Source organism: Vibrio sp. M250220 (assembly GCF_036533795.1).
Classification (GTDB): Bacteria; Pseudomonadota; Gammaproteobacteria; order Enterobacterales; family Vibrionaceae; genus Vibrio.
On record NZ_JATABI010000004.1, the window covers coordinates 77,259 to 103,816 of the forward strand.

The 26,558-nt window shown below is 42.9% G+C and carries 27 protein-coding genes and 1 pseudogene; 14 read left to right on the forward strand and 14 right to left on the reverse strand.

Going from position 1 to position 26,558, the window contains the following annotated elements; translation table 11 throughout:
* Positions 1-422: 422 nt before the first annotated feature.
* The gene (locus QTN94_RS02650) at positions 423-1,382 is read left to right on the forward strand and encodes a TerC/Alx family metal homeostasis membrane protein (protein WP_331416606.1); all 960 of its coding nucleotides are present in this window, start codon (positions 423-425) and stop codon (positions 1,380-1,382) included.
* Positions 1,383-1,668: 286 nt separating this feature from the next.
* Complete coding sequence (locus tag QTN94_RS02655; protein WP_138973567.1) at positions 1,669-1,860, forward strand: hypothetical protein; 192 nt, start codon at positions 1,669-1,671, stop codon at positions 1,858-1,860.
* 104 nt (positions 1,861-1,964) lie between these two features.
* On the opposite strand, the gene QTN94_RS02660 is transcribed toward QTN94_RS02655, so the two are convergent.
* Positions 1,965-2,522, reverse strand: coding sequence for a PhnA domain-containing protein (locus QTN94_RS02660; protein WP_138973568.1), 558 nt, complete (start codon positions 2,520-2,522; stop codon positions 1,965-1,967).
* A 264-nt stretch (positions 2,523-2,786) separates the two neighbouring features.
* On the opposite strand from QTN94_RS02660, the gene QTN94_RS02665 reads away from it, so the two are divergent.
* Complete coding sequence (locus QTN94_RS02665) at positions 2,787-3,869, forward strand: site-2 protease family protein (protein ID WP_331426759.1); 1,083 nt, start codon at positions 2,787-2,789, stop codon at positions 3,867-3,869.
* Between the two features lie 32 nt (positions 3,870-3,901).
* On the opposite strand, the gene QTN94_RS02670 is transcribed toward QTN94_RS02665, so the two are convergent.
* Positions 3,902-4,690 carry a M48 family metallopeptidase gene (locus tag QTN94_RS02670; protein WP_331426761.1) on the reverse strand — a complete coding sequence of 263 codons (789 nt, stop codon included), beginning with the start codon at positions 4,688-4,690 and terminating at the stop codon, positions 3,902-3,904.
* Positions 4,691-4,782: 92 nt separating this feature from the next.
* Here QTN94_RS02670 and QTN94_RS02675 point away from each other — a divergent pair, with 92 nt between their 5' ends.
* From QTN94_RS02675 to QTN94_RS02700, 6 genes are all read left to right on the forward strand, one after another.
* Entirely contained in the window at positions 4,783-5,238 is a 456-nt protein-coding gene (locus tag QTN94_RS02675) for a hotdog fold thioesterase (RefSeq protein WP_138971483.1), read from the forward strand.
* On the forward strand, positions 5,235-5,468 hold the full coding sequence (locus QTN94_RS02680) for a DUF3389 domain-containing protein (protein ID WP_138971484.1): 234 nt from the start codon (positions 5,235-5,237) through the stop codon (positions 5,466-5,468). Before QTN94_RS02675 ends, QTN94_RS02680 begins: the two co-directional genes overlap by 4 nt.
* Positions 5,469-5,544: 76 nt before the next feature.
* Positions 5,545-7,257 (forward strand): SgrR family transcriptional regulator, encoded by a 1,713-nt coding sequence (locus QTN94_RS02685; RefSeq protein ID WP_138971485.1) that lies wholly within the window; start codon positions 5,545-5,547, stop codon positions 7,255-7,257.
* A gap of 5 nt (positions 7,258-7,262) precedes the next feature.
* Positions 7,263-7,514, forward strand: coding sequence for a hypothetical protein (locus QTN94_RS02690; RefSeq protein ID WP_331416609.1), 252 nt, complete (start codon positions 7,263-7,265; stop codon positions 7,512-7,514).
* Positions 7,515-8,016: 502 nt separating this feature from the next.
* Positions 8,017-10,050, forward strand: coding sequence for a TonB-dependent hemoglobin/transferrin/lactoferrin family receptor (locus tag QTN94_RS02695; RefSeq protein WP_331426763.1), 2,034 nt, complete (start codon positions 8,017-8,019; stop codon positions 10,048-10,050).
* A 130-nt stretch (positions 10,051-10,180) separates the two neighbouring features.
* A complete protein-coding gene (locus QTN94_RS02700) occupies positions 10,181-11,077 on the forward strand; it encodes a LysR family transcriptional regulator (protein ID WP_331416611.1) in 897 nt (298 codons plus the stop codon).
* 30 nt (positions 11,078-11,107) lie between these two features.
* Here the strand turns inward: QTN94_RS02700 and QTN94_RS02705 are convergent, their stop codons facing one another.
* Positions 11,108-13,789, reverse strand: coding sequence for a bifunctional acetate--CoA ligase family protein/GNAT family N-acetyltransferase (locus QTN94_RS02705; protein ID WP_331426764.1), 2,682 nt, complete (start codon positions 13,787-13,789; stop codon positions 11,108-11,110).
* 219 nt (positions 13,790-14,008) lie between these two features.
* Here QTN94_RS02705 and QTN94_RS02710 point away from each other — a divergent pair, with 219 nt between their 5' ends.
* Entirely contained in the window at positions 14,009-14,560 is a 552-nt protein-coding gene (locus QTN94_RS02710) for an SPOR domain-containing protein (protein ID WP_331426766.1), read from the forward strand.
* Positions 14,561-14,715: 155 nt separating this feature from the next.
* Complete coding sequence (locus QTN94_RS02715; protein ID WP_331426767.1) at positions 14,716-15,708, forward strand: D-alanine--D-alanine ligase; 993 nt, start codon at positions 14,716-14,718, stop codon at positions 15,706-15,708.
* On the opposite strand, the gene QTN94_RS02720 is transcribed toward QTN94_RS02715, so the two are convergent.
* The gene (locus QTN94_RS02720; RefSeq protein ID WP_331426769.1) at positions 15,705-16,661 is read right to left on the reverse strand and encodes a tyrosine-type recombinase/integrase; all 957 of its coding nucleotides are present in this window, start codon (positions 16,659-16,661) and stop codon (positions 15,705-15,707) included. The two genes, QTN94_RS02715 and QTN94_RS02720, sit on opposite strands and share 4 nt — an antisense overlap.
* A 99-nt stretch (positions 16,662-16,760) precedes the next feature.
* On the opposite strand from QTN94_RS02720, the gene QTN94_RS02725 reads away from it, so the two are divergent.
* From QTN94_RS02725 to QTN94_RS02735, 3 genes and pseudogenes are all read left to right on the forward strand, one after another.
* On the forward strand, positions 16,761-17,138 hold the full coding sequence (locus tag QTN94_RS02725) for a DUF3319 domain-containing protein (protein ID WP_331426771.1): 378 nt from the start codon (positions 16,761-16,763) through the stop codon (positions 17,136-17,138).
* A gap of 1 nt (position 17,139) precedes the next feature.
* On the forward strand, positions 17,140-17,451 hold the full coding sequence (gene yciH / locus QTN94_RS02730; RefSeq protein WP_331426772.1) for a stress response translation initiation inhibitor YciH: 312 nt from the start codon (positions 17,140-17,142) through the stop codon (positions 17,449-17,451).
* 453 nt (positions 17,452-17,904) lie between these two features.
* Positions 17,905-19,016 (forward strand): annotated as a pseudogene (locus tag QTN94_RS02735) (ISNCY family transposase).
* 184 nt (positions 19,017-19,200) lie between these two features.
* On the opposite strand, the gene QTN94_RS02740 reads toward QTN94_RS02735, so the two are convergent.
* The 10 genes from QTN94_RS02740 to QTN94_RS02785 all read right to left on the reverse strand — a co-directional run bounded on the left by QTN94_RS02740 (position 19,201) and on the right by QTN94_RS02785 (position 26,534).
* Positions 19,201-19,470 carry a Txe/YoeB family addiction module toxin gene (locus QTN94_RS02740; RefSeq protein ID WP_331426774.1) on the reverse strand — a complete coding sequence of 90 codons (270 nt, stop codon included), beginning with the start codon at positions 19,468-19,470 and terminating at the stop codon, positions 19,201-19,203.
* On the reverse strand, positions 19,463-19,717 hold the full coding sequence (locus QTN94_RS02745; RefSeq protein WP_331426775.1) for a type II toxin-antitoxin system Phd/YefM family antitoxin: 255 nt from the start codon (positions 19,715-19,717) through the stop codon (positions 19,463-19,465). The genes QTN94_RS02740 and QTN94_RS02745 overlap by 8 nt, the downstream gene beginning before the upstream one ends.
* A gap of 215 nt (positions 19,718-19,932) precedes the next feature.
* Positions 19,933-20,466: a hypothetical protein gene (locus QTN94_RS02750; protein WP_331416616.1), complete on the reverse strand. Its 534-nt coding sequence runs from the start codon at positions 20,464-20,466 to the stop codon at positions 19,933-19,935.
* Entirely contained in the window at positions 20,432-20,761 is a 330-nt protein-coding gene (locus QTN94_RS02755; RefSeq protein WP_331416617.1) for a hypothetical protein, read from the reverse strand. Before QTN94_RS02755 ends, QTN94_RS02750 begins: the two co-directional genes overlap by 35 nt.
* Before the next feature lie 2 nt (positions 20,762-20,763).
* Entirely contained in the window at positions 20,764-21,282 is a 519-nt protein-coding gene (locus QTN94_RS02760) for an Hcp family type VI secretion system effector (RefSeq protein WP_331416618.1), read from the reverse strand.
* Positions 21,283-21,691: 409 nt separating this feature from the next.
* A complete protein-coding gene (locus QTN94_RS02765) occupies positions 21,692-23,401 on the reverse strand; it encodes an AIPR family protein (RefSeq protein WP_331426777.1) in 1,710 nt (569 codons plus the stop codon).
* Between the two features lie 198 nt (positions 23,402-23,599).
* Positions 23,600-24,013: a hypothetical protein gene (locus tag QTN94_RS02770; protein ID WP_331426778.1), complete on the reverse strand. Its 414-nt coding sequence runs from the start codon at positions 24,011-24,013 to the stop codon at positions 23,600-23,602.
* Positions 24,014-24,163: 150 nt separating this feature from the next.
* The gene (locus tag QTN94_RS02775; protein ID WP_138971501.1) at positions 24,164-24,574 is read right to left on the reverse strand and encodes a hypothetical protein; all 411 of its coding nucleotides are present in this window, start codon (positions 24,572-24,574) and stop codon (positions 24,164-24,166) included.
* Positions 24,575-25,098: 524 nt separating this feature from the next.
* The gene (locus QTN94_RS02780) at positions 25,099-25,245 is read right to left on the reverse strand and encodes a YoaH family protein (RefSeq protein ID WP_138970604.1); all 147 of its coding nucleotides are present in this window, start codon (positions 25,243-25,245) and stop codon (positions 25,099-25,101) included.
* A gap of 80 nt (positions 25,246-25,325) precedes the next feature.
* Complete coding sequence (locus tag QTN94_RS02785; RefSeq protein ID WP_331426780.1) at positions 25,326-26,534, reverse strand: conjugal transfer protein TraF; 1,209 nt, start codon at positions 26,532-26,534, stop codon at positions 25,326-25,328.
* Positions 26,535-26,558 lie beyond the last annotated feature (24 nt).

Consider the following 26,558-nt stretch of genomic DNA (forward strand, 5'->3'; position numbering starts at 1 on the left):
ATGTGGAGTAAAGATTGGATAGACGTTGCAGTGGTCATTAGCTGGATTAGCGTATGGTCTGCATTAGTTTACTTTATTCCTGTGGGTGGCGTTTAACCGTCACAACGAACACCACAGGGCACCAAACAAAAGGAGCAAGTAAATTTGCTCCTTTTCGAATTTAGCTATGGACGAATGCCTGATTGAGGCATAGAATCCGCCTTGTTTGGGGAGTAGTCGCCTCTGGTTTACTTATCGTCATCTCGTTAGATTCTATCTTTCCGGTAAGTATAAGTAATTCTGATGGAATCCATCGGGATTATTTCGACGAGACCAACGTAATCAAATGGCACTTAACATAAAAAAGTTAGGTGAATTGTTTGCTTGCGGTTGGGATCGTTACATTTCATGACTCTGTTGATCCCTCCGCATTTGGAGGACATATGACCCCTATTACTTACATCTGCTTCGGCATTCTGATCCTTTCACTGGTTGCCCTTGATATCTGGCAAACTCGTGGTGGGAAAATTACCATCAAAAAAGCCGCAATCTGGAGCATCTTCTGGTTTGCATTTGCTTTTCTTTTTGCTGCGTCTATCTACTTGTTCTGGGATCTCTATGCGCCTAGCAGTCTATACACGCCGGAAAAAGCAACCGTCTCATTCATCACCGGTTACTTGTTAGAGAAGTCTCTGAGTGTTGATAATCTGTTTGTGTTTGCAATCATATTCCATCAATACATGGTCCCTGAGCATCTTCGTCCACGTGCGCTTCTATGGGGTGTGATTGGGGCGTTGATCTTACGTGCAATTATGATCGCAGTAGGGGCTCAACTGCTCGCTCAATATCACTGGATACTGTATGTATTTGCTCTATTCTTGATTTGGACCGGTATCCAATTGGCGCGTGATAAAGGCGATGAGGAAATTAACTCATTACCAGAGCGCATTATCCGCAAATTCGTCCCAGTCAGTGACCAGTTTGCTGGTAATGCTTTAACTGTTGTAGAGCAAGGTAAGCGCATTGCAACGCCGATGTTTATCGTTATCGCGGTTATCGCTTTTATGGATGTTATGTTTGCTCTCGATTCCATCCCAGCCATCTTCGCAGTCACGCAAGAGCCTTTCCTTGTATTAGCCGCAAATGTATTTGCACTTCTTGGGTTACGCTCGCTTTACTTTGTATTGCAGGGCATGATGGATAAGTTTATCTATCTCAAGCCTGCGCTGTCCTTCATCATGGTGTTTATCGGCATTAAGATGATGTTAGTAGGTTCGGCATGGGAAATACCAACAGCGGTCTCGTTGTGCGTATTGTTGGTTACGATGACGGTAGCTGTGGTGGCTTCGATCATGAAACAGAGAAATGACCCAGAACAAATCATTGTGACTACCAATAAATAAACTAATTAGTTTTCGAGTAACATCCCGTTTTGAAATGCGAAATGTTGTAAAATATTTGTGATACCAAAACGGGATACACCACTGTGACTGACTAGGTATTCATTATAAATGGCAAATTACGGTTTTTTATTTACTTAATCTGGATTAAATAAAATGTAGGGTGTTAATGGGTTGTTTTATTAAAAAATCTAATGTGAACATCCAAAAATTGTCATTTTTTGCGCGAAAAAATATTGCCTATCATTAGCGCAACAAAACGAATTAAGCAGTTTATAGAGAGGCAATCATGGCACAAGCAATGCAAATGGGTACTATCGAAGCACCTATCTCTATGGATAAAAAAACCTACTCGGTTTCTTTCAAAGGATTGATTGCACACCTACTAGATATTCTATTTACAGATAACAGCGAACCAAGTACGCAATACGCGACTGATTTGTCTGGTCATATGCAAAAAGATATCGGTCTATACCGCTAATAGAAATATTAGAAGAAATGCTAGCCATGTTGCAGGCATTTTTTTATCTGTACATAGAAATAAAAAAAGCGTTCATTTGAACGCTTTTTTCGTACTCGGGGGAATTACTTCTTACGGCAGTATTCTGCGATAACGTACATAGATTGACCACCGTTCGCTTTACCAGAAACAAGCTTAGGATCATCGCCGATGCTAATGCCACGGATAACCGTGCCTTGCTTAATGACTTGGTTAGTGCCTTTAACTGGCAGGTCTTTGATAACTGTTACGTCGTCACCTTTTTTAAGTTCAACGCCGTTGCAATCAAGAGGTTTGTCATCAGCCGACATACCTGTCATTGCCCAGTTCATTTGATCTTCTTCCATGTACATCATGTCTAGCGCGTCTTGTGCCCAGCTTTCTGAGTTCAAACGAGTTAGTTGACGCCAAGCCGTTACCTGAACAGCCGGTACCTGGCTCCACATGCTGTCGTTTAGACAACGCCAGTGGTTAATGTCTTTTGGCTCATCGATTTCACCCAGACATTTGTCACAGACCATGATGCCGTAATCTACTGTCACGTGGCTGTGCGGTGGAACAGCGTATGCCGTTAATGGTGCATCAGCAGCACATAGTTCACATTTAGATTGGCAGCGTTCTAGCATAGTAGCTTCAGAAGACATAATGGACTCACATATATTAGGTGTTAATAACGCGGCTATTATGCACTTTATCCATCGAAATGAAAGGGCTATTGGGAATAGCAAAGGTTTTCCCGCTGTAAAATTGCCAAATACTGACTTTTGTAATCAATCGAGTAACAAAATGCATCGTGTCAATAGCTTACGTTGTGTGACAATGTCACATTGTTAGCATTTTCTTTACCTCTTTAGTATCAATAGGCATAATCAAGCGCGTCTTTATTTCAAATTAATAGGTCACGGAAGTTGGAATTACTATCCATTGATTTCTTAGGCAAGCCCCTTCGTCTAGAAGGTTCTATGGCTGGCTGGCAACAATTGTTTTGGAACAATCAGCTTGTCTCTCAGCTCGATGCGGATTGTGAACGTGGAAGGGATACGGAGCATATGTTCACGCTAATGAATGGTGAACAAACGCTTGAATGCCGATTAAAAGCGACCTTGGTGTGGCAACCTTTCACTTTGGACTTCCAAGCCAGTGCAAATGGGGAAGTTATCGCTAAGGGCAGTCGTAACACCAAGGACATCGAGCAACAAGTCCCGTATACGCCACCGCCGCAAGAAAGGCGTTTTAGCCTTATAGGATTAATCTCGCTAGGCATGAAAGCGATCAAGAGCGCCAAGTTGGTTAAAGTTGTTCTTGCCTCTGCTAGCCTTGCAGCTTATTCCTGGTTGTTCTCTTTTCAATTTGCGCTCGCTTTGATTGCTTGTCTGGTTTTTCATGAGTATGGGCATGTTAAAGCGATGAAATACTTCGGTATGAAAACCAAAGGTATCTACCTAGTACCATTTCTCGGTGGATTGGCTCTGAGTGATGAGAAAATAAACACCCGTTGGCAGGACGTCGTTATCTCGATAATGGGGCCTATGTTTGGATTGATTTTGTCTGTCGTACTGTTAGTGATTTATTTGATCACAGGCGAAATGTTCTTTGCGGGTCTAGCGGTGTTCAATGCATTCCTAAATCTATTTAACTTGTTGCCGATTTTGCCTCTCGACGGCGGGCACGTGTTAAAAAGCATCAGCTTTTCGATGAACAGCGTTGCGGGTATTGTTTTATGTACCGCGGCTGCCGCTGGTGGCGTGGTACTAAGTTACTCACTTGGCCTAACGCTATTTGGTTTTTTACTCATCATGGGTATGTTAGAGATCGTATTTGAGTGGCGTGGTCGTCACCATAGTCACTTATTGCCGCTCGATCGTTATGGTCAGATTGTATCCGCAGTTTGGTATGTCGGCTTAGTGGCAAGTTTGATTGGAATTATTTGGTTCTTTGCTTCAACGGGTGACCAACTGCTTCAACTTCCGCTACTCATTCTTGGTACATAGTAGAGAAAAGGGAGCCAATAGCTCCCTTATTGTTATGAGCAGTTGACGCGAGCAACGGAATAGTTAGGCAAGTTGTTGATCTTGGCCGTCAAATCTTGAATACGTGTACTGTGTGAAGGGTGAGTAGAGAGAAGCTCCGGTGGTTGACTACCGCCTGATGCTTTGGCCATATTTTTCCATAGTTCGATGCTCTGGTTCGGATCAAACCCAGATTTAGCCATCAACTCTAAACCAACCAAATCTGCTTCGGACTCTTGGGTACGACCATAAGGCATCAAGACCCCGTACTGAACGCCTAGTCCGAGCGCGGCCATTGTTGCTTGTCGATATTGTGCGTAATCTGACGAACCAAGAGCGATGCTTGTAATCTGTAAGCCGGCATTGGCGATTTGGGACTGAGATAGACGTTCATTGCTATGATCCGCCAATACATGAGCAATCTCATGACCGATAACCGTTGCCAACTGGTCCTGATTAACTGCGACATTTAGTAACCCAGTGTAAACGCCTATTTTCCCCCCAGGTAGAGCAAAGGCATTGACTTGGTCACTATCAAAGACCACCACTTCCCAATCAGTAAACCCCGGTTGCTTTGGGACATGCTGAGTGATTGCCTTGGTTACACACTGGACGTAGGCGTTGGTCTTAGAATCTTTACTCACCGTTTGCTGTTGTTTCATTTGTTCAAATGATTGCGCGCCTAAGGAGCTCATATCCTGATCGGAAAACAGCAATAGCTGATTGCGTCCTGTAGGAGATGAAGTACAGGCAATCGCGGTCAATGCCGCAGCAATCGTTGAAATTTTTAACCACGTTCTCATCGAATTCTCCATTTCAAACGCAATATTACAATTGGTAAATCATAACATTAGGGTACAATCCTTGTTAACCATAGTTAAAAGTAGATTTAATCATGAGTATTTGGAAACAGCCGATCAATTTAGAGCTTCTTAACCACACATCAAAAAATACTTTGATAGAGCACCTCAATATCGTTTATACCGATTTTGGTGATGATTTTATTTGTGCGACTATGCCGGTATGCTCCTTTACTCATCAACCTTTAGGCATGCTGCATGGAGGAGCATCGGTTGTTCTTGCGGAAACGCTCGGGTCCGTTGCTGCAAATTTCTGTGTACCAAAAGGAAGCTATTGTGTTGGTTTAGATATCAATGCTAACCATGTACGTTCAATGCGAAGCGGGCACGTGATTGGAACGGCGAAACCCATTCATTTGGGCGTTTCTACTCAAGTATGGCAGATTAACATTACCGACGAACGAGAAAGACTGGTCTGTACTAGCCGACTGACGATCGCCGTAAAATCAAAGCGTAAGACATCGGTTGACACTGAAGGTGCCAGCAAATGATGATCCCGTTTAGTGGCGGTAAGATCATCGCTACGGCATTTGAAGTGGTCATTAGGCTCGATGGGGTACACATGGTGAGCTTGCAAGCACAGAACGATGCTGTGACTTTAATTGGTAGAGGTGCGAATGTAATTTCAGCCAATGGTAGTGAGACCAAGTGGTCGGTTAAATTGGATAGTGAACAACAATTAATCGAGTTGTCTCAGCAAATAGGCTGTGAGATACAATAATTGATTTATCGCTTGATCCGTTGCTACTAAATGGGGAAACTCGTTGTTAGATTAATAATAACGAGTTTTCCTCTTTATGAGCAGCCCAAGACTAAGAGTCCAATTTGAAACCCTGTTTGAACATTACAAAGGTCAAGACTGTGGTGTACAGCTCGAAGAAATCACAGAGATCTTATTCTGCACCCGACGCAATGCCCGTATCGTTCTCAACAAAATGGAAGAAGAAGGCTGGTTAGAGTGGCATCCAGCTCCTGGAAGAGGAAAACTTTCGCAACTGATATTCAAGCGCAGCCGAGCCGATGTTAGTGAGAATCTTGCTCGACGATACTTGGAAGAGGGGAAAATTGGTCAAGCACTAAAAGTACTAGACCATGATAGTGCTAAACTGGCCCAAGTGGTGGAGAGTTATCTCGGCATCGTCCATCAAGAGGGTCAACAGGTTGTTCGTCTCCCTTATTACCGCCCATTGACGACGCTTAACCCAAGCGTACCGATGCGACGTTCTGAACTTCATATTACTCAGCAAATCTTCAGTGGTTTGACTCAGATCGATGAATCTGAGCAGCTAAAACCCGACCTTGCCCATACATGGGAAATGCTCACTCCAACCCATTGGCGTTTCTATATCCGACCGAGTGTACGTTTTCACAATGGTGATCTACTCACCATGCAAAACATTGTTGATTGCCTTTCGTCTCTAAAAAGTAAAAATCTTTATTCCCATTTTTCACGAGTAGAATCTCCAGCACAGCAAATAATCGATATTCACCTAACACAAAACGATTTCCATCTGCCGCTACTGCTCTCCGAGTCCTGCGCAAAAATCATGCTACCAAGTGAGAGCAGGGCTGACAATTTCGATCTGTTTCCGATCGGAACTGGTCCTTATAAAGTGGTACAAAATGATAATAAACGATTGGTATTGCAAGCATTTGATGGCTATTTCGGCTTTAGACCTTTACTTGACAGAGTGGAAGTGTGGGTAATTGACGAAGCGCATTCATCGATGGTGTTTCCAAGCCTAGCAAAGCCGATTAAGCCGGACGTTGCAAACTATGGAGATGAAGTAGAACTTGATCCTGGATGCACACTGCTATTGCTCAATCGTAAAAATGGGCTGGCGGTGAGTGATGAATGGGCGAGTTATTTTAGCCATCGATTAAGTACACTCAACTTGTTCCAGCAGCTACCACAGGAAAAAATCGTTGAGCTAGGTGTTCTGCCTGCGCATGGGCTAAAACCAGGCTGGTACCATCATACAAAACAGGGTTACACCTCTCCACCATCTTACCGAACTGTTACGATTGCTTACCACGCTCAACACCCAATGTTTCCAACGTTAGTGAAGTGTATTGAAGCGATACTCAAGCACGATGGATTGAGCGTGAATCTGATTAAGTATGAGTTGACAGTTGACGATACCGCGGAAGTGGATATTTGGATAAAACCGATGGGAATTGCAACCAATCGAGATGACGCGCTAGCAGGTTGGTTGCTCAATTACAGTGATATCGAAGCCTTAAGCATGAGTAAAGATTTCGAATATTGGACAAAAGTAGTAAAACAGTGGCAAGCAACAGAAAATGCTAGTTTTCCAGCGAAAGAGCTCGGGAAATCTCTGGCTGAAAAGATGCAACTTATCCCAATGTTTCATTGTTGGCTAGGAGTTAGCAAAGACCAGTGTGGGGCGTTACAAAACGCTAAATGTAACGCTTTAGGCTGGTTCGACTTTAGTAAAGTATGGGTAAAACCAGCCTTGGATCTCACTTTTGAACAAAAAGAAGAGTAGTTATTTTGGCCAAACCCAATAAAAAACAGCCCTCTAAGACCATAGACGTATTGTGTACGAAATGTAAGTGTCACCTGTTTAAATACCGAAAAGGAGGCAAGGGGGCTTTAGTTAAATGTTTTAAAGAGCGAATAGTTGAAGATCACACGGATAACCCCTGTTTTTGTCCGAGTTGTGGTATCGAATTCGCGAGGGATACATTAGTTCGAGGCACGCCAGCATTCAAGATTATTGGCGGAAAAGTCACTATGAAGTAACCGATATTCAGAATATTCTTTTGTGACATTTTCTCCAATCATGAATAGCGATAATTGTTTAAAACACGCTTGAGAGTGCGAATTTTGATCTGAGTCGATAAAAAACGTAAAAATCTCGTTAATAGGTATCATTGTTTTGTAAAGGTGTTAGAATAGCCGCAGTTTCGTTTCGGTTTTTCCAACTTTACATTAAGGGTTTACAATGGAGCTAGGTCTCATCATCGCTTTCATCGTTGCAGCAGCTGTAATGGTTAAGAAAGAGATGGCAAGCGCAAAATAATCGGTTTATTCATACCAATTTTCTTTTCCTTTTTTGAATAAACTCCAAAAAGCTCCTTAATAGGGGCTTTTTTAGTTTCTGGCTTCGCTATCAACCATTTTGTTATCCGCATAGCTTTCTCGTACTAGGTAGTAAAATTACTTAATGAAAGTGATAGTAATTATCATTTGTATTTGTATAATGAGCGCGAGAACTATAACTTAACATGAGAAATTACGGATAATGAAAGCCAACTTCAGCCTTATAGCATCAGCAGTGGTGCTTGCTCTCAGCGCAACTAATGTCCATGCTCAGGACACCACCACATTTGATGAATTAGTTGTCACAGCTTCTTTAGCTGATAAAACAAATCAAGATAAAAGTCGTTCTTTGAGTCGTATAGATGGTCAACAACTTGAAGAAATGCAACCCAATTCTGTTGCAGAAACCATTAAGTATGAACCTAACTTAACTGCCGTTGGCGCGAATGTGGCTGGGAACCAGTCCATCAACATCCGCGGCTTAAGTGGTAATAAAGTTCTACAAGTCATTGATGGAACGCGACAAAATATTCAATATGAACATCGTCCAAGCTACTTTTTAGATCCTGCTCTACTGGGTAGTTTAGAAGTGGTCAAGGGGCCGACAAGCTCACTATATGGTTCAGGCGCGATTGGCGGTGTTGTCATTCAAAATACGCTGACTGCTGATGATTTGATTGAAGATCAGGGGCTTGGTGGACGAGTAAAACTCGGTTACCAAGACAATGGCGATGTATGGACAAATTCTGCTGCAATTGCAGCGAAGCAAGATGAAGTAGACTGGATTCTGGCCGGCAGTTACAGTGATTCTGGCGATATGCAGCAAGGTAACGGCGACACCCTTTATGGAACCAAGTCAGAAAGTCTAACTGGTCTTGCGAAATTAAACTGGCAAGTAAACCAAGCCCATAAATTGGGAGTAAGCCTCAGATACGCTGATCTCGATGGGCGTCCACCAGTCGTGGGCGATTCTAGTGGTCAGATTAATGATCCAGATAAGCTGATATCGCGAAAAGTGAAAGATTCATCTATCGCACTAAAATACGCCTATAACCCAGACTCGGAACTTATCAACTTAGAATCGTCTTTGTATAAAAACAGTTCCAAGATCTCTGAGCGTGACCCGAGCTACACGTCTGATGATATTTCAGAGATTAACACAATAGGGTTGAACCTAAATAACCAGTCTGAGCTAGGGAAGTGGAAAGTCCTTACTGGTCTGGACGCCTATCGTGATCAGCTTGATGCAACTCGTGCTGCGTCTGTGTCAGGTCGACCAGATCTTCCTCAGGACGCTGAGACAACGAATCTCGGTGCGTTTGCCTATATTAACTACGATATTTTACCTACGCTTATGCTAGATGCGGGTATGAGATACGACCGCTTTGAATCTGAAGCTAAGGGCTATGACAACAATACCAAAGATTCTTTATCATCTTCAGTAGGATTGGCATGGCAAGCTCAGAAGTGGATGCTATGGTCGTTACGTTACGATGAAGCATTCCGAGCGGCGAATACATCAGAACTGTTTATGTCTGGTACCCACTTCTCTATGGGGCCAGCATCCAATGACTTCGTACCTAACCCTGAGCTAAATCCTGAAAAATCTCATAACATTGAACTTAAAGGTCAGTTCGACTTTGAAAATGTTTTTGTCGAGGACAAACTGTCATTTACTGCGGCAGCATTTAGAAACAAAGTGGAAGATTTGATCAATCTTGATGTAACGGTACCTGACCGTGCGAGCATGATCTCATGTATCATGGCGTCAGGCACTTCGTGTGGTGGCACAAGTACGCAGAAAAACATCGAAAATGCTCGTATTGAAGGCTTTGAGTTAATGGCCAGCTATGCCGTATCAAATCTTGAATTGGGACTTTCTTATGGACAGACTCGTGGTAAAGACAGCGATACTCAAGAGTGGCTATCTTCGATGCCAGCAGATAAATGGGTTGCGAGTGCTGAATACGGACTGTGGGACTATGACACCAAACTTGGCACGAAAGTCACCTTGGTCGCCGATCAAGAGCGCCTACCTAACGATGATACGACAGGGCCTTACCAAGATTACACCTTAGTTGACCTCTATGCGTCTTGGGAGCCAAGTGAGCGACTTACGGGACTAAAGGTTGATTTCGCTGTGATTAACGCAACAGATGAAAACTACCGACAAGCTTGGACACAAGTGTATCAACCAGGTCGTTCATTGCGAATTTCCGGTCAATACAATTTCTAGTGAAACGAATGACATACCAGCCACCTCTTGAGGTGGCTTTTTTAATCTAAATGCGCATACTAGAGCCATAACGTGCTAACGTATCAGACAATCTTTGTCGGTAACAAGTTTAAAGGCGACTCACAACAACATGCAAAGTCCAATCACACTTGAAGCATTGCATATACTAGATGCTATCGAACGACGAGGCAGTTTTGCAGCTGCCGCCAACGAGCTAGACCGCGCCCCGTCATCGCTGAGCTACCAGATCCAAAAGTTGGAACAAGATCTCGACATTATGATCTTTGACCGTTCTGGTCATAAAGCGAACTTCACCGAAGCAGGTAAACTGATCCTTGAACGCGGCCGTACGATACTTGCGGCGACAGAAAAACTTGTCAATGATGCTAGCGTGCTTGCAAACGGCTGGGAGCTCGATATCACTCTCGCCTATGATGGCATTATTCCGGTTAATAACTTTTTCCAAATGGTCAACGACCTTGGCAACGTAAGCTCCACTCGTATCAAGTTGCAAGAGGAGATCCTTGCGGGCTGTTGGGAGGCTCTCAATACAGGTCGTGCCGATCTGCTCGTTTGCCCAAAGATGGATACCTTGCCTCAGGATGTTAAAGCAGAAGTGATTGGGAGTATGGAAATGGTTTGGGTTGCTGCGACGGATCATTACGTCCACAAGCGTAGTGGCCATTTTGATGACAAAGCGCGTGAAAAATATCGCGTCATCGCCATCGCTGATACGGCTCGAGAACAACCGGCGATCAGTGTGAATATTATCCAGAGACAGCCCCGTTTGACGGTGACCAATTTCGCCGCCAAGGTTGACGCGCTCAAAGCTGGCTTAGGCATAGGTACTTTACCTAAAGCCCTTGCGACAGCGATGATTGAACGCGGTGAACTCAAGGCAATTACCGATGTTGAATCACAGCCGATCGAGATTATCCTCGCATGGAAACGCAATAAGATAGGCGAAGCAAAATCTTGGTGTATTCAATACTTAATGAAACACTGGAAAGCAAACGCAAAGATGTAAAACAAAGGGAGCTGAATCGCTCCCTTGATATTAATCATTGAGTGGTAACACCATGTCGGCGATGCCGTCCTCAAACTGAACATCGAGTTTAAAGCCGAGTTTTTGTGCCAGCATTAGCATTCCGCGGTTGGTTGGCATTGTCATCCCAGACATCTGCTTGGTGCCTTTGTTACGGCAGTACTCTATCACTTTGGTCATCAGTACTTTGCCCAAACCATTTCCTTTAAGATCTGAGCGAATCAAAATAGCGAACTCAGCATCTGTATTTTCTGGGTTAATCAGTGCTCGAGAAACACCGATAATAGGGCAACCTTCACGAGACTGACTGACTGCTACAAATGCCATCTCTCTGTCGTAATCGATTTGAGTTAAGTTTGCTAATGCCTCGTGATTAAACTCTCCGACGTCACTGAAAAATCGCTTGTAGAGATCTTCTTTAGAGACGTTGTGAATAAAATCGGCATGATAGGGCTCATCTTCAGGAAGTATTGGTCGTAGTAATACTTCTTCGCCATCTTTAAGGGTGATGAGTTCTTCCGACTCGACAGGATAAGGACGGATAGCGAGTCTCTCTTGAGCATCACCTTCATAGCGCTCTAGTATCAGGTCTGCATCTAAGATGGTAAAATTGGAACCGTTTGCCAGTACTGGATGTATATCCAGCTCATGAACTTGCGGGCAATCGACCACCATTTGAGAGATTCTTACCAATAACTCCGACAATCCATGAATATCCATTGGCTCTGGAAGTTTCTGAGGTCGAATCTTGCCATTTTTGATCGCTCGGATGATCAAGTAGCGAGCGAGTGCCATGTTGAGCGGAGGAAGGGCACTGGCTGCGTCTATCGACTCATCCCATTCAGAACCGCCTTGACCAATTAAAATGACCGGACCAAAGGTTTCGTCTGTTTTGACTTTAATTCGAATCTCTTCTCCGCCGGCCAGTTTAGCCATCCCCTGTACTAACAGACCATGGATATTAGCAGAAGGGTACGAGAGCTTCGTCCGATCGAGTATGGCTTCAGCCGCACTGGCTACCTCGGCACTGTTACGCAAATTGAGCATTACCCCCTGGTCAGACTTATGTGCAATATCAGGAGAACGAAGCTTGACCGCAACTGGGTAACCAATTTGCTCGGCGACATGGACGGCTTCACTTGAATCTGACGCTATCCAAGTTGGCAGGACGTTAAAATTAAAGTGGCGTAAAAATGGCCCAATTTGGTGTGTATCTAGAGACACTGTGTTTTTGTCCAGTAACTTTTCTTCAATCCACTTTTTCGCTTCATTTATCTCGGTCACGTGCACTGGCTCGGCAGTTGTGGGAGTTTCCATCAACTGTTTTTGGTTGCGCCTGTATTCCACAAGGTGCATGAATGCAACCACCGCGCTTTCAGGAGTGCGATATGTAGGAATGCCCGCCTGAGTAAAAATATCTCTTGCGGGTTTTGCGGTGAGTTCGCCTGACCAATTAGTGAGGAAGTTAAAGCGTTTATGCCTTGGATGGGATTTAATCGCCTCAACTAAAGCGAGGGCGGTTTGCTCAGATTGGGCGACAGCGGACGGACTGTGCATGATTAAGATCGCATCGGCACAGTCGGTATCCATCAGCGCATTAAGAGTATCAACGTAGCGGGTATGATCGGAATCACCGACCATATCAATTGGGTTGTTATGGCTCCAACTGGCTGGCAAGATCGTGCTGAGTTTCTCTATGGTTTCCTCAGACAGCTCAGCAAGTTGGCCGCCACGCTCTAGTAATGTATCGACCGCCATGATAGCGGGGCCACCACCATTAGTGATAATGGCCAGACGTTCACCCCGTAGCGGTACAGAGTGAGTTAGAGTTTCAACCGCTGCGAATAACTCGTGCGAATTGTTAACTCGCAGCATACCAGTACGTCTTATGGCTGAGTCATAAATAATATCGAGCGTATCGTCGCCACCAGTATGCGCCCTTGCAGCGATACGTCCGGCTAACGTTTTTCCTCCTTTTAGCACCAAGATCCTGCGGTTGCGTGATGCGGCACGAGCGGCAGACATAAAACGTCGAGCATCTTTAATGGTATCGACATAAAGCAAGATTGCTTCTGTATGCGTGTCGGTACTCAAATGATCGAGTAAGGCTGCAAAATCAATATCAAGCGCATTACCAAGTGAAATGAACGCTGAAAATCCGATGTTTTTGTCATTAGCCCAGTCGAGTATTGTTGTGCACATAGCCGCAGACTGAGAAATAAAAGCGATTTTGCCTTGTTTGGCAGTTACGGGCGAAAAGGAAGCATTAAAATTGGCCCAAGGTAAGATTAGTCCAAGGCTGTTAGGGCCTAGGATTCGCATGCCACTCTGTTTTGCTATTTCCAAACAGGCATCTTGGATGCTCACACCCTCGTCGTTGGCAAAATGCATATCGGCCGAGAGAACAATGACCATTTTTACCTTTTTGTGCGCCATTTGCTCAAAAAGCCGCTGATTATAGCGCGCATGGGTACATAGAATCGCAACATCAGGAACGATTGGCAGATCATCTATCGTGGGGTAGGCGAGTACACCACAAACCGATGAGTATTTCGGTGTGACAGGCATGATTGCACCTTCAAATCCACCATGTAATAGATTTTTCATCACGATATTGCCAGCGCGCATCGGCTTAATTGACGCGCCGATAACGGCAACATAACGAGGTTTCAAAAGATGATTCAAGTGACTCATTACGGATGCTCCAAAGCGAGCGATGAAGAATATCCTATCTAACCTTGGCTGTGATTGCTTGGAAGATTTGATGTTGTTTTAATCAGATCACTTGGGTTCCAGCTCAGTTTGTGCCTTATGTCACAGAGTATTGATATATAATTAGAATGTTGGGTTGATTCTCAGCGTATCTAACGGCATGATTTACAGTAATTTCTAGTTAAGGCATTTGAAAATTTCATGAAAAAAATTGCGATTGTTGGCTTACCAATGGTGCTTTCTGCATGTGTGTCGAACAAATACGTTACTGACGTCAGTTCAGAAAGCTATCGTGAAGAATACAAAGCAGCGAAGGTTGAACAGCCTGTTGTGACACAGCAAGGAGCGACTGCAGACATTACTGAGAGCAATGTCGTGGCTATGGAGAAGCCAGTGGTTCAAACTAAACCACAAACTAAGCCAGCCGTAGCAATTATCCCGCCGACATCAAAACAACAAGCAATGAACCCACGCTATGGTTTCACGATTCAGGTCGTTGCGGTAGGTTCCCAAACAAAAGTGGATCACTTTGCGCGCAAACTTCCTCGCGATAATCAGCCGATTTGGGAAAACTATAAGGTGGTCAACGGTACCAAATGGTATACTGTGCTCTACGGTGATTACGCAACGCGTACCGATGCTAAAGCGGCAATAGCTGAACTACCTGAAGAATTCCGCACGCTTCAGCCTTTTGTTAAGAGCATTGACGAAATCAAGAACTCGCAATATCCAACACTGAACAAGCTAAATTAATCAAGAAGGGGCATCTAGCCCCTTTTTTCATGCTTAATTAATGGTCATTCAAACGGTATTGTTGCTTTTTACGGCCTAAAACCGTGTAAGTTAGCGTACTTTTTATTATCATGGCTAAACTAATCCCTCTGTTGTATCACGGAAAGATCTACTAAATGACTAATACGACAATTCTACTTCTTTGTGGCGGTGGCTCATCAGAGCACGAAGTGTCACTCGTTTCCGCTAACTTTATTCAATCTCAGCTCGAGCTTACACCAGAGTTCAAGGTTATTCGTGTCGAGATGAAAACAGATGGATGGTATACCGAGAGCGGTCAACTTGCGTATCTAGACACTAACTCAGGAACGATTAATACGGATAACGATTCGGTTAAGCTTGATTTCATTGTTCCGTGCATCCACGGCTTTCCTGGAGAGACTGGCGATATCCAATCTATGTTAGAGTTGGCTGGCATTCCGTATTTAGGTTGCGGCCCTGAAGCAAGTTCGAACAGCTTTAATAAAATCACGTCAAAACTATGGTACGACGCGCTAGGCATCCCAAACACACCTTACATCTTTTTATCAGATAATAATGAACAAGCATTCCAAGCGAGTAAGGAAGTATTTGAAAAGTGGGGCAGCGTATTTGTTAAAGCGGCTCGCCAAGGATCTTCGGTTGGTTGTTACAAGGTAACTAATATCGAACAGTTACCGCAGGCGCTTAACGACGCGTTTAGTTATTCTGATCAAGTGTTGGTCGAACAAGCGGTTAAGCCTCGTGAACTTGAAGTCGCTGCGTATGAATATCAAGGCAAGCTTTATATTTCTAAACCAGGCGAAGTCATTGCACCGGAAGATGCTTTCTACACCTACGAAGAGAAGTACAGCGCTTCAAGCCATTCAAAAACAGAAGTTGAAGCATCCAACTTAACTTCACAACAGCTCGAGATGATTCGCTCTAGCTCAGAAAAAGTATTTACTCAGATGCGACTAAGACATTTATCACGTATCGACTTTTTCCTCACTCCGGAAGGTAATATCTACTTAAATGAGGTTAATACTTTCCCGGGAATGACGCCAATTTCGATGTTCCCTAAAATGCTTGAAAACAATGGCCATAAGTTCGCTAATTTCTTAGCCGATTGTGTGCGTCGTTCACTTTAATTCCAAGGTTTGAAGCTTTTAAAAGCTAACCGTTCAGCGGCTGCTTGTGTCCTGTTGCCAAGATATTGATAGGGCATAGCAGCACTTTGCCATCGACCAAAGTGTTGAATTTCTTTTACTTTAATACCTTGATCGGCCATTTCTGTCACAGCGCCCACCCGAAGCGACTGCCCCGAAAACTGTAGATCCAATCCCAGCTTATCGCTGGCAGCCCTCAGTATGCGATAGATTGAAGAGTCATCGAGTGATGAGCTGTTTAAATTGCCGTGTTTATCAATCGCGCTGAATAGTGCACCTTGATGAAGGCCTCGGTATGTCAGCCACTTATTCATATACAGAGTTGCTTGAGATGATAACGGATACCGGTTTGGACCCAAGATCACGCCTATATTTTCTTCCGCGCAATCTAAATCTTGGAAATTGAGCTTCTTTAACTCTGAACGCTTTAACATGCACTCAAACATCACAAAATAGATAGCGAGATTACGAATATGGCTTAGCTGAGTAGAGTGGGCTAACTTCTCTGCAAGATCGTCTAGATGCCAGCGTGTAAAAGGTGTCGTAGATTTAGCGTCTTGCTTCTTATTGATACGAAGTTGCGATAGTACCGTTCTAACGGCGACGCTAGAGGTTGGGTCACTGTCTGCAAGAATTCGGTGAATAAGGCTTATTGTTACACTGTAGCGTTTTATCGTTGCTAGTTTTCGGTGTGTTGATTCTTTCTCCAGGAATAACCTGACCGCAGTGGCAGAAGCAGGTAGAGGAGATACATGCTTATTTACACAGAATGCAACAAACAAGTTCCAGTCTTTGCGCATAGCTAACAGTGAGTTACGTGCGTAGTTACCTTCTGTTAACTCATCGACATCGTCTACACTAATGCATGAAGAGAACTTTAAAACAAGGTTCTTTTTTAATGCTTCATCTGTGATGACACGAACAGTTTTCCTCATAATCACGCACTATAACCAATAAATGTGTACTAAATATACTTGAAAATGAGCAATTTACAATTATTATTAAACTTACTGTATAAGAAGATAATAATGATTATGGCTGCTGCAACTTATCGAGGCTTTACCCTCAAAACTGCTGGAAACTCTACAGAAATTTGGCAAGTTCAAATTAAAAATCATCTGCTGACAGGAAGCATGGCGGCGGTGAAGAAAAGTATTGATTGGTTTTGCGACACTGCAACAATCATTGATCCAAAAGAGTTTAGTTCTCTTGCCAATAAAAAGGCAGGATCAGGTAAACCATCCCAAGAAAATTTCCACGGTTTTACAATCAAGAATGATACTGGTGAACCCAATTCATGGTACTGCTTCTTCAATGGCCGCCTAATCAAAGGCGGAAAGCTTGCTATTCAAAAGCATATAGAGGCATACTTGCTGGCCAAACAGAAAGCGGAACAGCTACAGAAGAAATAATATGACTCTTGTATATAGTACTGACGTTGGTCGTATCAAACCAGAAGTTCAAAAGCCCGAAAGAGAAAAGGGTGATGGTATCGTTCGAATCGAGCGCCAAACTAAAGGTCGCAAAGGAAAAGGGGTTTCAATCGTAACAGGTCTAGATCTAGACGATGCTCCGTTAAAACTGCTCGCTGCCGAGCTAAAAAAAGTTTGTGGCTGTGGTGGTTCCGTTAAGGATGGAAAAATTGAAATTCAAGGCGACGCTCGCGAAAAAATCAAAGTGTTCCTCGAAAAAAGAGGCTACACCGTAAAGTTAGCGGGTGGTTAATTCGCCTCAATTCCTCCTTCTGTAGAGCAGTTTGGCTGCTCTACTTACTTTCATGAATCATCCTTCCTTTCATTAGTTACCCGTTTTTATCGTCAGTTTTACTCAAATCAATATGCATTAGCCGCGAATCAAAATGATGGCACGCTGGTAACGTATAAACGACAGATAAGTAATGATCCTAATAATCAGTAAATTAATCTTTGATTATCTTACTGATTATTAGGTATTTTATGGTAAATCAATTATGTTGAATAACTTAGGCGATAAACGCAGTAGAGTAAGTCAAACGGGGCAATAGCTTAGCTGTATCATGTATATCATTTAACATAATATACATAATACGCACTGAGGTTGTTAGAGCAATTTAGTAATGTCCGGTTTTAGCCACTTTAAAATGTCCTCCTAAGATTAACAATATGTTTGCTTTTGAGGCTCTAACCGATGTTGATTACGATGAGTGAAAAAGATATTTATCGATTTAAGGTTTTATCTGACGTCCGTGAAAAGCGATTACGTCAAGTTGATGCTGCAGTTATTCTAAATGTGTCTGCTCGTCATATCCGGCGCTTACTCAATCGATTCTCCACTTTAGGTGCTCAAAGTCTCGCACACGCTGCTCGTGGTCGTCCTAGTAACCGGCGTTACTCTGAAGATTTTAAAGCTGAAATACTAAAGATCATTCACAACTACTATTCTGATTTCTCACCAACGCTCGCTCTAGAGAAACTCTCAGAACAACACAACCTCGCTGTATCTAAAGAGACTCTGCGTCAATGGATGATCGCTGATGGTCTTTGGGTTCCACATTCCAAGCGAAAACCTCGAATCTATCAACCTCGTTATCGCCGAGACTGCTTAGGTGAACTGATCCAAATTGATGGCTCTCACCATGATTGGTTTGAAGGACGCTCTGACAAATGTTGCTTACTGGTCTTCATCGATGATGCGACTGGACGCTTGATGAACTTACAGTTCAGTGAAACCGAGTCCGCTTTTGATTACATGCTGGCAACCCGAAAATACCTGAATGAGCATGGTAAACCGATCGCGTTTTACAGCGATAAGCACTCGATTTTTCGCGTTAATCAGGAGAAACACAAGCAAGTTGGTCAAACTCAATATGGGCGCGTATTGAAAGAGTTAGGAATCGAACTGATATGTGCGAACAGCTCTCAAAATCGTTGACGTTTCAATACGATAAAGTCGTTTATCTTATTGAAGATAATGAAGAAAACGCAAGATTGGTGCACGAGAATGTCAAAGTGCTCGACTATCCCAACGGCGAAGTTGCCATCCAATACGGCCATCGAAAACTCAATTTCAAAACCTTCGATAAGCTCGACAAAGTGATGCAAGCCCAAGTGGTTGATAACAAGCGATTAGGTCAGGTATTGAAGTTTGCCCAACAAAAACAACAGGAATTCGAACAACAGCAAAAGCGAACCCGAAGTAAAAAAGCGCCGAAACGTAGAGCGCAACAAAGAGCGGTTCAGGAACAACTAAGGGCGATAAACCCAGTTCTCATCACACCAGAAACCTTCAAAGCTTCTGACAGTAAAACCTAACTCACCTCCTCTATTTCGTTCATAAAGGGACATTTCTACTTGGCTGAGAACAGGACATTTCAAACTAGGATTGACAGGGTGTAATGGTTCTGGGTGTGACAACGGCCAACACGCTCTGTGTGAAATCTGTGTCTTTTGAACAGTAACTCCCCGACCCATATATAAAAAACAGCATATCCGGCTTTTAATAATGGTAACGGCACGAAATAATCGTTACGGATTGTTCATCGACGGCATAAACCAGTCGGTTGGTATCATCAATTCTTCGTGACCAGAATCCAGATAAGTTCTCTTTTAACGGCTCTGGTTTACCAATACCTTCAAACGGAGAGCGTTTCACATCGGTAATGAGCTTGTTGATGCGCTTGAGGGTTTTCTTGTCTTGGCCTTGCCAATACACATAATCCCCCCAGGCTTCATCGGTCCACGCCAATAAACGGCGCTCACTACTCATCGATCAGATCTCGCTGGGTTGTTTTCCCCCCTCGATACTGTGCGATAGAACGATTCAAATGCTCTGCATTTTGCGGTGAACGCAGCAAATGCACGGTTTCCATCAGACTGTTGTAATAGTCTAAAGACATCACAACGGCATCTTCAGCATCACGACGCGTGATGACCGTGGTGTCAGCGTCGTTCACGACACCATCCAGCACGGCTTTAAGACCATTTCTAGCCTCAGTAAAAGAGACAACTCTCATAGCACCTCCACATGTACAGTTAACAGAACAAGTATAAACCTACACGTTAGACATGTACACTTTAAAGTACATCTAGCAGTTAACAGTATGCTTAAAACCCCATAAGTCTAAAGTAACTATCCCACTCCCCAGAAAACATCAATTTGTAAGTATTTTCAGTTGTAATGTGCGTTGAATGTGACGCACAAAAAAGCCCACGTATGTGGGCTCGTCGTTTAGTCATGCCTGAACTTGAAGAGTAATTCTCCCATACCTATGCCGTTAAAAGGTAAATAGTGTTGCTCAGTAAGTTGAGTCAGTGCTTTCTTATCGTCTTCGGTCAATTCAATCAACGCTTTATCTTGTTTGCTTGTGGCTAGCTCTCCGTAAACAGGGATATTCAACCAACCTTCTTTTTTCAACATAGTTAAAGCGTGTTGTTCATTTTCGCTTTCAAGAGTATCGATAAGCTTATCTCGTTCAGAATCCAGGCATCTAGACTCTGCCAAGCTATATAAATAAACCACAACACTAGCTTGTTTTTCTCGTGGTAGAGAAAGCAGCCAATCATTGACCGGATATGGGTTATTCGTGCGGTTTTCTTTGTCCCCACACTCATCAAACTTTTGCATAAAGCTTGTATATGCTTCTATTGCAGTAGCGGATTTAAGTCCCAAATGTGCTGGAATTTCAATTTGAGCATAAGTCAAAGAACATCCTATGAGAGCAAAAACACTACATAGCTTGATACACACACTTCCAAAACTCATGCTCTGCTCCTTGAGATTTTAACCATTGATTATACGCAATTTTTTCAATTTGTTTTCTGTGAACCTTGCTAATAGAAGTCATTACTCTAGCAAATCCCTCCCAATCATACGTTGCAACGTTCGTCAGCTTTTCATGAGGTTGACCTTTTAGAAAAATATCAAAAAACGGGATCACGGCGATCACTTTCGCTAACAGGTTCGCGCTTTCTATCGTATCGATAATCTCTTCTACCGCTTTAATACCCGATACAGATAAACGGTCTGGATCCATTTCACACTGTGCAATATTTATCATGATCAAGCCTCTACAGGGTTCCGCCAATCGTCTGTGCCATAAGTACTCGCCATATGGTGCGCCCACTCTATTTTGCGGTAGTTGAAAAACAGGTTTACGAATTGGTTGATATTGCTTGCTTTATCCTCTCTGGAATCAGGCAAAAGCACTTGAATTTCACTAAGACGAGCGTTTGTTAATGATGTCGTGAAAAAACGTTCCTGTCTCCCACTCAATGACATTCGATACCAGTCTAAGGAGACCGATTCTATGGTCTCACCTTGGCATAATGCATTGTACAGCAGTGGTAAAGCGCTCGTGATTTCACAAGTCACTTTTAATGGACCATGAACACGCTGTCCACTAGGTTGACCACTTTGTCGGTCTGTGGGGGTAAGAATCAGATGTCCAATACTTTGAACTAATATTTCGTGTTGGTGAGTTTCGACCGCCCCATCGCCTACAGAATCGTGTGAACCAGCGTTTCGGGTAATTAACCCTTGATTGGTTCCTATTATGGTTAAGTAACAAGGTTGTGGCATCGTTAAATATCCAAACGGTTGTATACGTCCATCGAGCCTATCAAATCGCTTGTATTCACTTCAAGTCAGGGCTTGGTGTTAATGAACGCATATCACTGTGGGACAATATCTCACTCGCTGATGCCACAAAAACGCCTCAGCACTGCTAGAATCCAGCCTCGCAGAGACTAACCGCACCAGTGGCGCTCAATGCCACTGCAACCCAGAGAAGCCAAACACGCTATGCGCAGTCGCGAAGACTGAGCAGCGAGCATAGCAGTGTTGGCGTTCCTATCGCTTACGGAGAATCAATCGAGTGTTGAGATTGATTACCCTTCCCTACGCTCTTCAAATGTTGTCGGCAATGTTTGCGCGTAGGCTGCATCATCCCCGTATAGCGATACGGGGTGAAAGTTTCAGTTAACCGATATTATTTGTTTAACTTTTTTAAGTAATCAATCAACGCTTCTGTATCAGTTTCCGCTTTATATTGACGTTTATCTTTATCGAGCGGAGAGTTGTCAAGCACTGTGATAGCTCTCTTAAATAAATCTAGGGCTTGCGTTTCGTTTGACAGAATAGCTTTAAACTCTTCACATTGTCGGTCTAATTTATTGCTATTGAATGGAGGTAAGTCTACGCCCATTACCAGCATTCTGACGATTAACAATAAGTGATATCTCGCTTTTTTATACGAGCTATCAAGCTCACCACTTCTGAAGAACTGTTCGATTCGGTACAAGCACAATGAACTTACATAGTAAGGAGAGTACACGTGTGATTCAGAAAAAATTTGGTCTTTGAATCTATTAACAATTGTCCCGTAGTATCCTGATACTAGGTGTGGTGAACTCAAAAACGTTGAAGCAAATGCTTTGATTTGATTTGGTATAGAAATAATCTGTGTGCGCTTAATCGCCGAATTCGAGTTGTACTGCTGAGAACGACGTTCATAGTATAGCGGTAAAGCTGCTGTTTTTTCCTCCGCTTGATAATACAACTCTAGCTCTTTTTGGAAGGCACCTAAGGCAGCCAACTGCTCAGTTTTAACTTCAGTTTGACTATTAGTAGCTAGGGTAATATTGGTCTTAACCTCTTCGTTATCAGTCACAACAATTTTGATTGGTACATTCACCTTTTCAATGCCGTCTAGTTCCTGACAATCATGTAGTACATGACTTGTTTGACAGCCATTTACAACTTGGTAATCGCGGATAGTGAATCGGTCACCAGCGGGGGTAATTGAAGATGCGACAACTGTCACTCCATTATTCAACACGCTAAATAGTTCGAACTTCCGGTCTGTTAGAGTCGCTTTTATCTTTTTGTTTACAGCATTTCCACCTTGGAAGTCACGTACGTTGTCGTCAAATATGTTATGTATTGTCTTGCTTTCATCTTGGATTAGTTTTAAGTATTCGGGAAAGCTCATCAACCCTAAGTACCCTTCAGATACACCTTCAATATCAGGAAGAGTTATACGGCTGCTGAACTTAACAGTAGTTTGTAGCTTATTTTTAGTATCATGATAATAACGTTGTATATCTTGGGCACCTAGCGCTTCAAACGTGATGTCTCCAAAAACACCTTCGCTATCGATTTCTTGTACACCCAAGTTGATTACTGCTTGTAGATTCTGGTCATTAGTCCATTTACCAGTGCAAACATAAAATAACTTTAAATTCGGCAACCTATTTATCATAAATTGGGAATTTGCAATGACCTCTTCCCAAAGTTCCTTAAACGCTTTGATTGTATCGTTTTGTACAAGTTGCGGTTCATCACTCAAGAAGTCTTTAATGCCAGTGATAAACGATCCAATTTTAGAAGATTCAAAAGAACGAGATGTCTTCGTTTGGATAAAAACAAGGTCTGCATCTAGGCAATCTGCATGCTGAACAATATCCTTTAACTGATCTACGTCGGTAACCATTCGCCCGTTTACAAGCAAGCAAAGACCATCGATTCCACAATCCCCTCCTGCACCTGAATGGACATCTTCTAGTTCGAAGCTGCCTCGGTATAATTTGGATACCAAACAAAAATTCGAGAAGTGTTCAAATTGAGTAGCTTCATCTAATTTTGAAAGTTCATTCTGAGTTGTAAATGCATCGAGTAGAGATGCTGTAATTTTGTCCATTATTTTAACCAACTTACGACTTGTTATATAAATCATATATCATATTTACTTAGGCTCATATTGATCAAGCTATTAATAGAAAAAAGCCGAACTGGCTCATAGAGTTCGGCAATGTACTGCGTACCGCTATTTAATTCGTGCAATTGCTCTTGCATACCTTAGATGTCACAAAAAAGCCCACGTATGTGGGCTCGTCGTTTAGTCATGCCTGAACTTGAAGAGTAATTCTCCCATACCTATGCCGTTAAAAGGTAAATAGTGTTGCTCAGTAAGTTGAGTCAGTGCTTTCTTATCGTCTTCGGTCAATTTAATTAACGCTTTATCTTGTTTGCTTGTGGCTAGTTCTCCGTAAACAGGGATATTCAACCAACCTTCTTTTTTCAACATAGTTAAAGCGTGTTGTTCATTTTCGCTTTCAAGAGCATCAATAAGCTTATCTCGTTCAGAATCCAGACATCTAGACTCTGCCAAGCTATATAAATAAACCACAACACTAGCTTGTTTTTCTCGTGGTAGAGAAAGCAGCCAATCATTGACCGGATATGGGTTATTCGTGCGGTTTTCTTTTCCCTGAGACTCTAACCGTTGTTCAAAAGCTATGTCAGCAATCACCTTTCTCTGTATGTCATTTACCGATTATGATGTGCGCTAGCCTTACTATGCATGGTTACACCGTAACGCCAATATTGCGCCCGATAGATTAGGGGCTAACCAGAAAAGGGGATTAGCCCCTAATACCCTATCAACTTTGTTACAGTGTCACTACTTTAGGGCTTGCTTAACCGGTGCTAATTGCCAATCGTTGTACGCATATGAGCGTGCGCCGGCCATATAACGTAGGTTTAAATTGCGATTTGAAAGCAGTATTTCAACGAATAGATCGTTCTCGCTACGGCTAACAGGCGTAAACCTCAGAATATCGCCATGACAAGTTCTTGCAAACTCCAGGGGCGTTCCATTCGCAAGAATACTAACACTCTCATTATCGACGAAATACTCACTGCTGCCGCACTCTACTCCTCGAAGGGTCAAAGAAAGTTGCTTTTGCTTCGCCACCTCTAGCGTGGGCAAAGCAATAGACTCTGCGATAACGTCTTGCTGTTTCGCGATTACTGGCGAGGCAGTTATCGCCAAAAAAACAGCGGCTAGGCTGAATTTAGTTCGTAGGTTCATTATGTGTTCCTGTGATTCACTATATTTCTAAGCCTATCAGAGACATCACAAAATGGAATCCAATTCATCAACTAGTGTGACGTTTTTTCAGTACTTTCAAACCACAACACCAAACTTCAGTAAACAAACAGCATATATCGATACCATGAAATTACGATACGGGAATCGTTACGCCGCAACCCCACAGAACAATACACTGGGTAACAGTAAGCGCTTGCACACAGTACTTTCATTTATGTAATTTAATTACAAATCATGTTTATTGGCAACCACCAATAGCACAAAATTCCACGCTAAGTTATTGAAATAATTAAAAGTCGATAATTACCAGCCATTACCGAGCAGACTTTCAGTAACTTACAGAATCGATGATTTTTAGTTGATTGAGCTACGTACGTTGGAGTGGAGGATTTTCGTTATTGTTTGTCGGTATGGAGATTTAGTTATAGTGCGCCTTGGTCTAACAGGTATAAAAAAAGAGCAGTTCCCTGCTCTCTTTATAATGTTTAGTATTTTCTCGTCGATTACTGATTGGCAGCTTTTTCTCGAATCTGTTCAGCGACAACTTTAATCGCTTGTGCTGTACTCATGCCCTCTGCCATTAGTTTTTGAATTTCTTCGACTGCTTTTTGTTGTTGTTCGTGTGTCAGTGGTGGCAAATCGTCAAACATAAAAAAGGCTCCTGATATTTTAGGAGCCGACTATAGTACGAATTACAGAGAAAGGCTAGTGACCTACCCTAACGATTTAGTTAGTAGCTTGTCAGGAAGTTAATGTAGGCTCCCATTGAATTTTCGTTGGTGTAACTCGCACCTATATCAAGTTGGAATAGGTTCAATGGAGACAAACCGATACCCGCAGTAACCGTGTCATCAAGATTGTCGTAAGCCAGATTGCGATTCCAACCTGCACGCAGTTTTAACTGGCGCATGATGTCAATCTCACCACCTACTCTTAACATCTGAGTGTTGTCGTTAAAGTTGGTGTAGCGTTCTTCTTCATTTAAATCGTAGTCCACACTAATCGTCGCGTAATCTGCAACCAATCCAACACCCACGGTATAAAGTGGTCTCATCTGGTATGAGTAACTAACAGGATCAAATGTACGGCTTTGCGTTGCATCGATTTTAGAAGTCACGGAAGAACCAGCCAACTCCTGAGTATTAATGTCACGAGAGACTAAGTTTGTTGCAGCAAAACCAACTCTGAGCGGGCCATAAAACCAAAGAAAACCAGCGTCCATATTGAACATGGTTTCACCAGTGCCGTTATCGCGAATGTCTTTAATGTCGTAGTTGTTCAAGTTAGCTGAATATACATAAGTGTAGATCCGCTGAAGCTTTGGTGTAATACCGAATGAAATGTGTTGGCCTAAGAATGTCTGATATTTAGCTAATGAAATACCCACTTCCGTCACCCCGACACCAACAGCATTTACTGCACTTAGTTCTGCATTTATGGCAGGATTAAGTGCTGGGTCGATACCACTGTTAGCACCTTTGTAGATATCTGTTTGCGCAAATGACTCTGCATAGGCTTTGCCGAACACATTCGCTGCTACATATTGGTTTGGTATTGCAAATGCAACGACACCACCAAATTCAAGTTTTGCAATGTCACCTTCTAGGGCGTTTAAGGTCGTTCCTAGTTCTGATATGTTTGAATAGTCACCACCAATCGCTTTGTCGATTAAGCCTGCGGCCTTGTCGAGGTCATCAACCATCATATGTTCATCGCTATACGATAAACCAAAACTTGGTGTGATCATGCCAACGTCATCATTACGACGATAGATTGCAGTGAGTGCTGGGTTGTAGAAAGGAGCAGTTAGAAAATTTGCCGAGACAACGCCAACGCCACCCATTGCATCTCCGCGAGCTTCAATCGCGTAGTTAGCTGCCAAAGCCGTTCCCGAAGCCAAAGCGATAGACAACGATAAGAGTGTTAGTTGTTTTTTCATATCGGTATAAACTTTTTATTCCAT

What these genes read in the sequence shown, in the direction of transcription:
- QTN94_RS02655 (WP_138973567.1), top strand. Translation starts at nt 1,669, where the DNA reads ATGGCACAAGCAATGCAAATGGGTACTATCGAAGCACCTATCTCTATG.
- QTN94_RS02745 (WP_331426775.1), bottom strand. Translation starts at nt 19,717, where the DNA reads ATGAGAGTTGTCTCTTTTACTGAGGCTAGAAATGGTCTTAAAGCCGTG.
- QTN94_RS02740 (WP_331426774.1), bottom strand. Translation starts at nt 19,470, where the DNA reads ATGAGTAGTGAGCGCCGTTTATTGGCGTGGACCGATGAAGCCTGGGGG.
- QTN94_RS02760 (WP_331416618.1), bottom strand. Translation starts at nt 21,282, where the DNA reads ATGCCACAACCTTGTTACTTAACCATAATAGGAACCAATCAAGGGTTA.
- QTN94_RS02765 (WP_331426777.1), bottom strand. Translation starts at nt 23,401, where the DNA reads ATGGACAAAATTACAGCATCTCTACTCGATGCATTTACAACTCAGAAT.
- QTN94_RS02705 (WP_331426764.1), bottom strand. Translation starts at nt 13,789, where the DNA reads ATGAGTCACTTGAATCATCTTTTGAAACCTCGTTATGTTGCCGTTATC.
- QTN94_RS02680 (WP_138971484.1), top strand. Translation starts at nt 5,235, where the DNA reads ATGATGATCCCGTTTAGTGGCGGTAAGATCATCGCTACGGCATTTGAA.
- QTN94_RS02670 (WP_331426761.1), bottom strand. Translation starts at nt 4,690, where the DNA reads ATGAGAACGTGGTTAAAAATTTCAACGATTGCTGCGGCATTGACCGCG.
- QTN94_RS02700 (WP_331416611.1), top strand. Translation starts at nt 10,181, where the DNA reads ATGCAAAGTCCAATCACACTTGAAGCATTGCATATACTAGATGCTATC.
- QTN94_RS02785 (WP_331426780.1), bottom strand. Translation starts at nt 26,534, where the DNA reads ATGAAAAAACAACTAACACTCTTATCGTTGTCTATCGCTTTGGCTTCG.
- QTN94_RS02650 (WP_331416606.1), top strand. Translation starts at nt 423, where the DNA reads ATGACCCCTATTACTTACATCTGCTTCGGCATTCTGATCCTTTCACTG.
- QTN94_RS02755 (WP_331416617.1), bottom strand. Translation starts at nt 20,761, where the DNA reads ATGATAAATATTGCACAGTGTGAAATGGATCCAGACCGTTTATCTGTA.
- QTN94_RS02715 (WP_331426767.1), top strand. Translation starts at nt 14,716, where the DNA reads ATGACTAATACGACAATTCTACTTCTTTGTGGCGGTGGCTCATCAGAG.
- yciH (WP_331426772.1), top strand. Translation starts at nt 17,140, where the DNA reads ATGACTCTTGTATATAGTACTGACGTTGGTCGTATCAAACCAGAAGTT.
- QTN94_RS02695 (WP_331426763.1), top strand. Translation starts at nt 8,017, where the DNA reads ATGAAAGCCAACTTCAGCCTTATAGCATCAGCAGTGGTGCTTGCTCTC.
- QTN94_RS02685 (WP_138971485.1), top strand. Translation starts at nt 5,545, where the DNA reads ATGAGCAGCCCAAGACTAAGAGTCCAATTTGAAACCCTGTTTGAACAT.
- QTN94_RS02725 (WP_331426771.1), top strand. Translation starts at nt 16,761, where the DNA reads ATGGCTGCTGCAACTTATCGAGGCTTTACCCTCAAAACTGCTGGAAAC.
- QTN94_RS02710 (WP_331426766.1), top strand. Translation starts at nt 14,009, where the DNA reads ATGAAAAAAATTGCGATTGTTGGCTTACCAATGGTGCTTTCTGCATGT.
- QTN94_RS02660 (WP_138973568.1), bottom strand. Translation starts at nt 2,522, where the DNA reads ATGTCTTCTGAAGCTACTATGCTAGAACGCTGCCAATCTAAATGTGAA.
- QTN94_RS02780 (WP_138970604.1), bottom strand. Translation starts at nt 25,245, where the DNA reads ATGTTTGACGATTTGCCACCACTGACACACGAACAACAACAAAAAGCA.
- QTN94_RS02750 (WP_331416616.1), bottom strand. Translation starts at nt 20,466, where the DNA reads ATGAGTTTTGGAAGTGTGTGTATCAAGCTATGTAGTGTTTTTGCTCTC.
- QTN94_RS02775 (WP_138971501.1), bottom strand. Translation starts at nt 24,574, where the DNA reads ATGAACCTACGAACTAAATTCAGCCTAGCCGCTGTTTTTTTGGCGATA.
- QTN94_RS02720 (WP_331426769.1), bottom strand. Translation starts at nt 16,661, where the DNA reads ATGAGGAAAACTGTTCGTGTCATCACAGATGAAGCATTAAAAAAGAAC.
- QTN94_RS02675 (WP_138971483.1), top strand. Translation starts at nt 4,783, where the DNA reads ATGAGTATTTGGAAACAGCCGATCAATTTAGAGCTTCTTAACCACACA.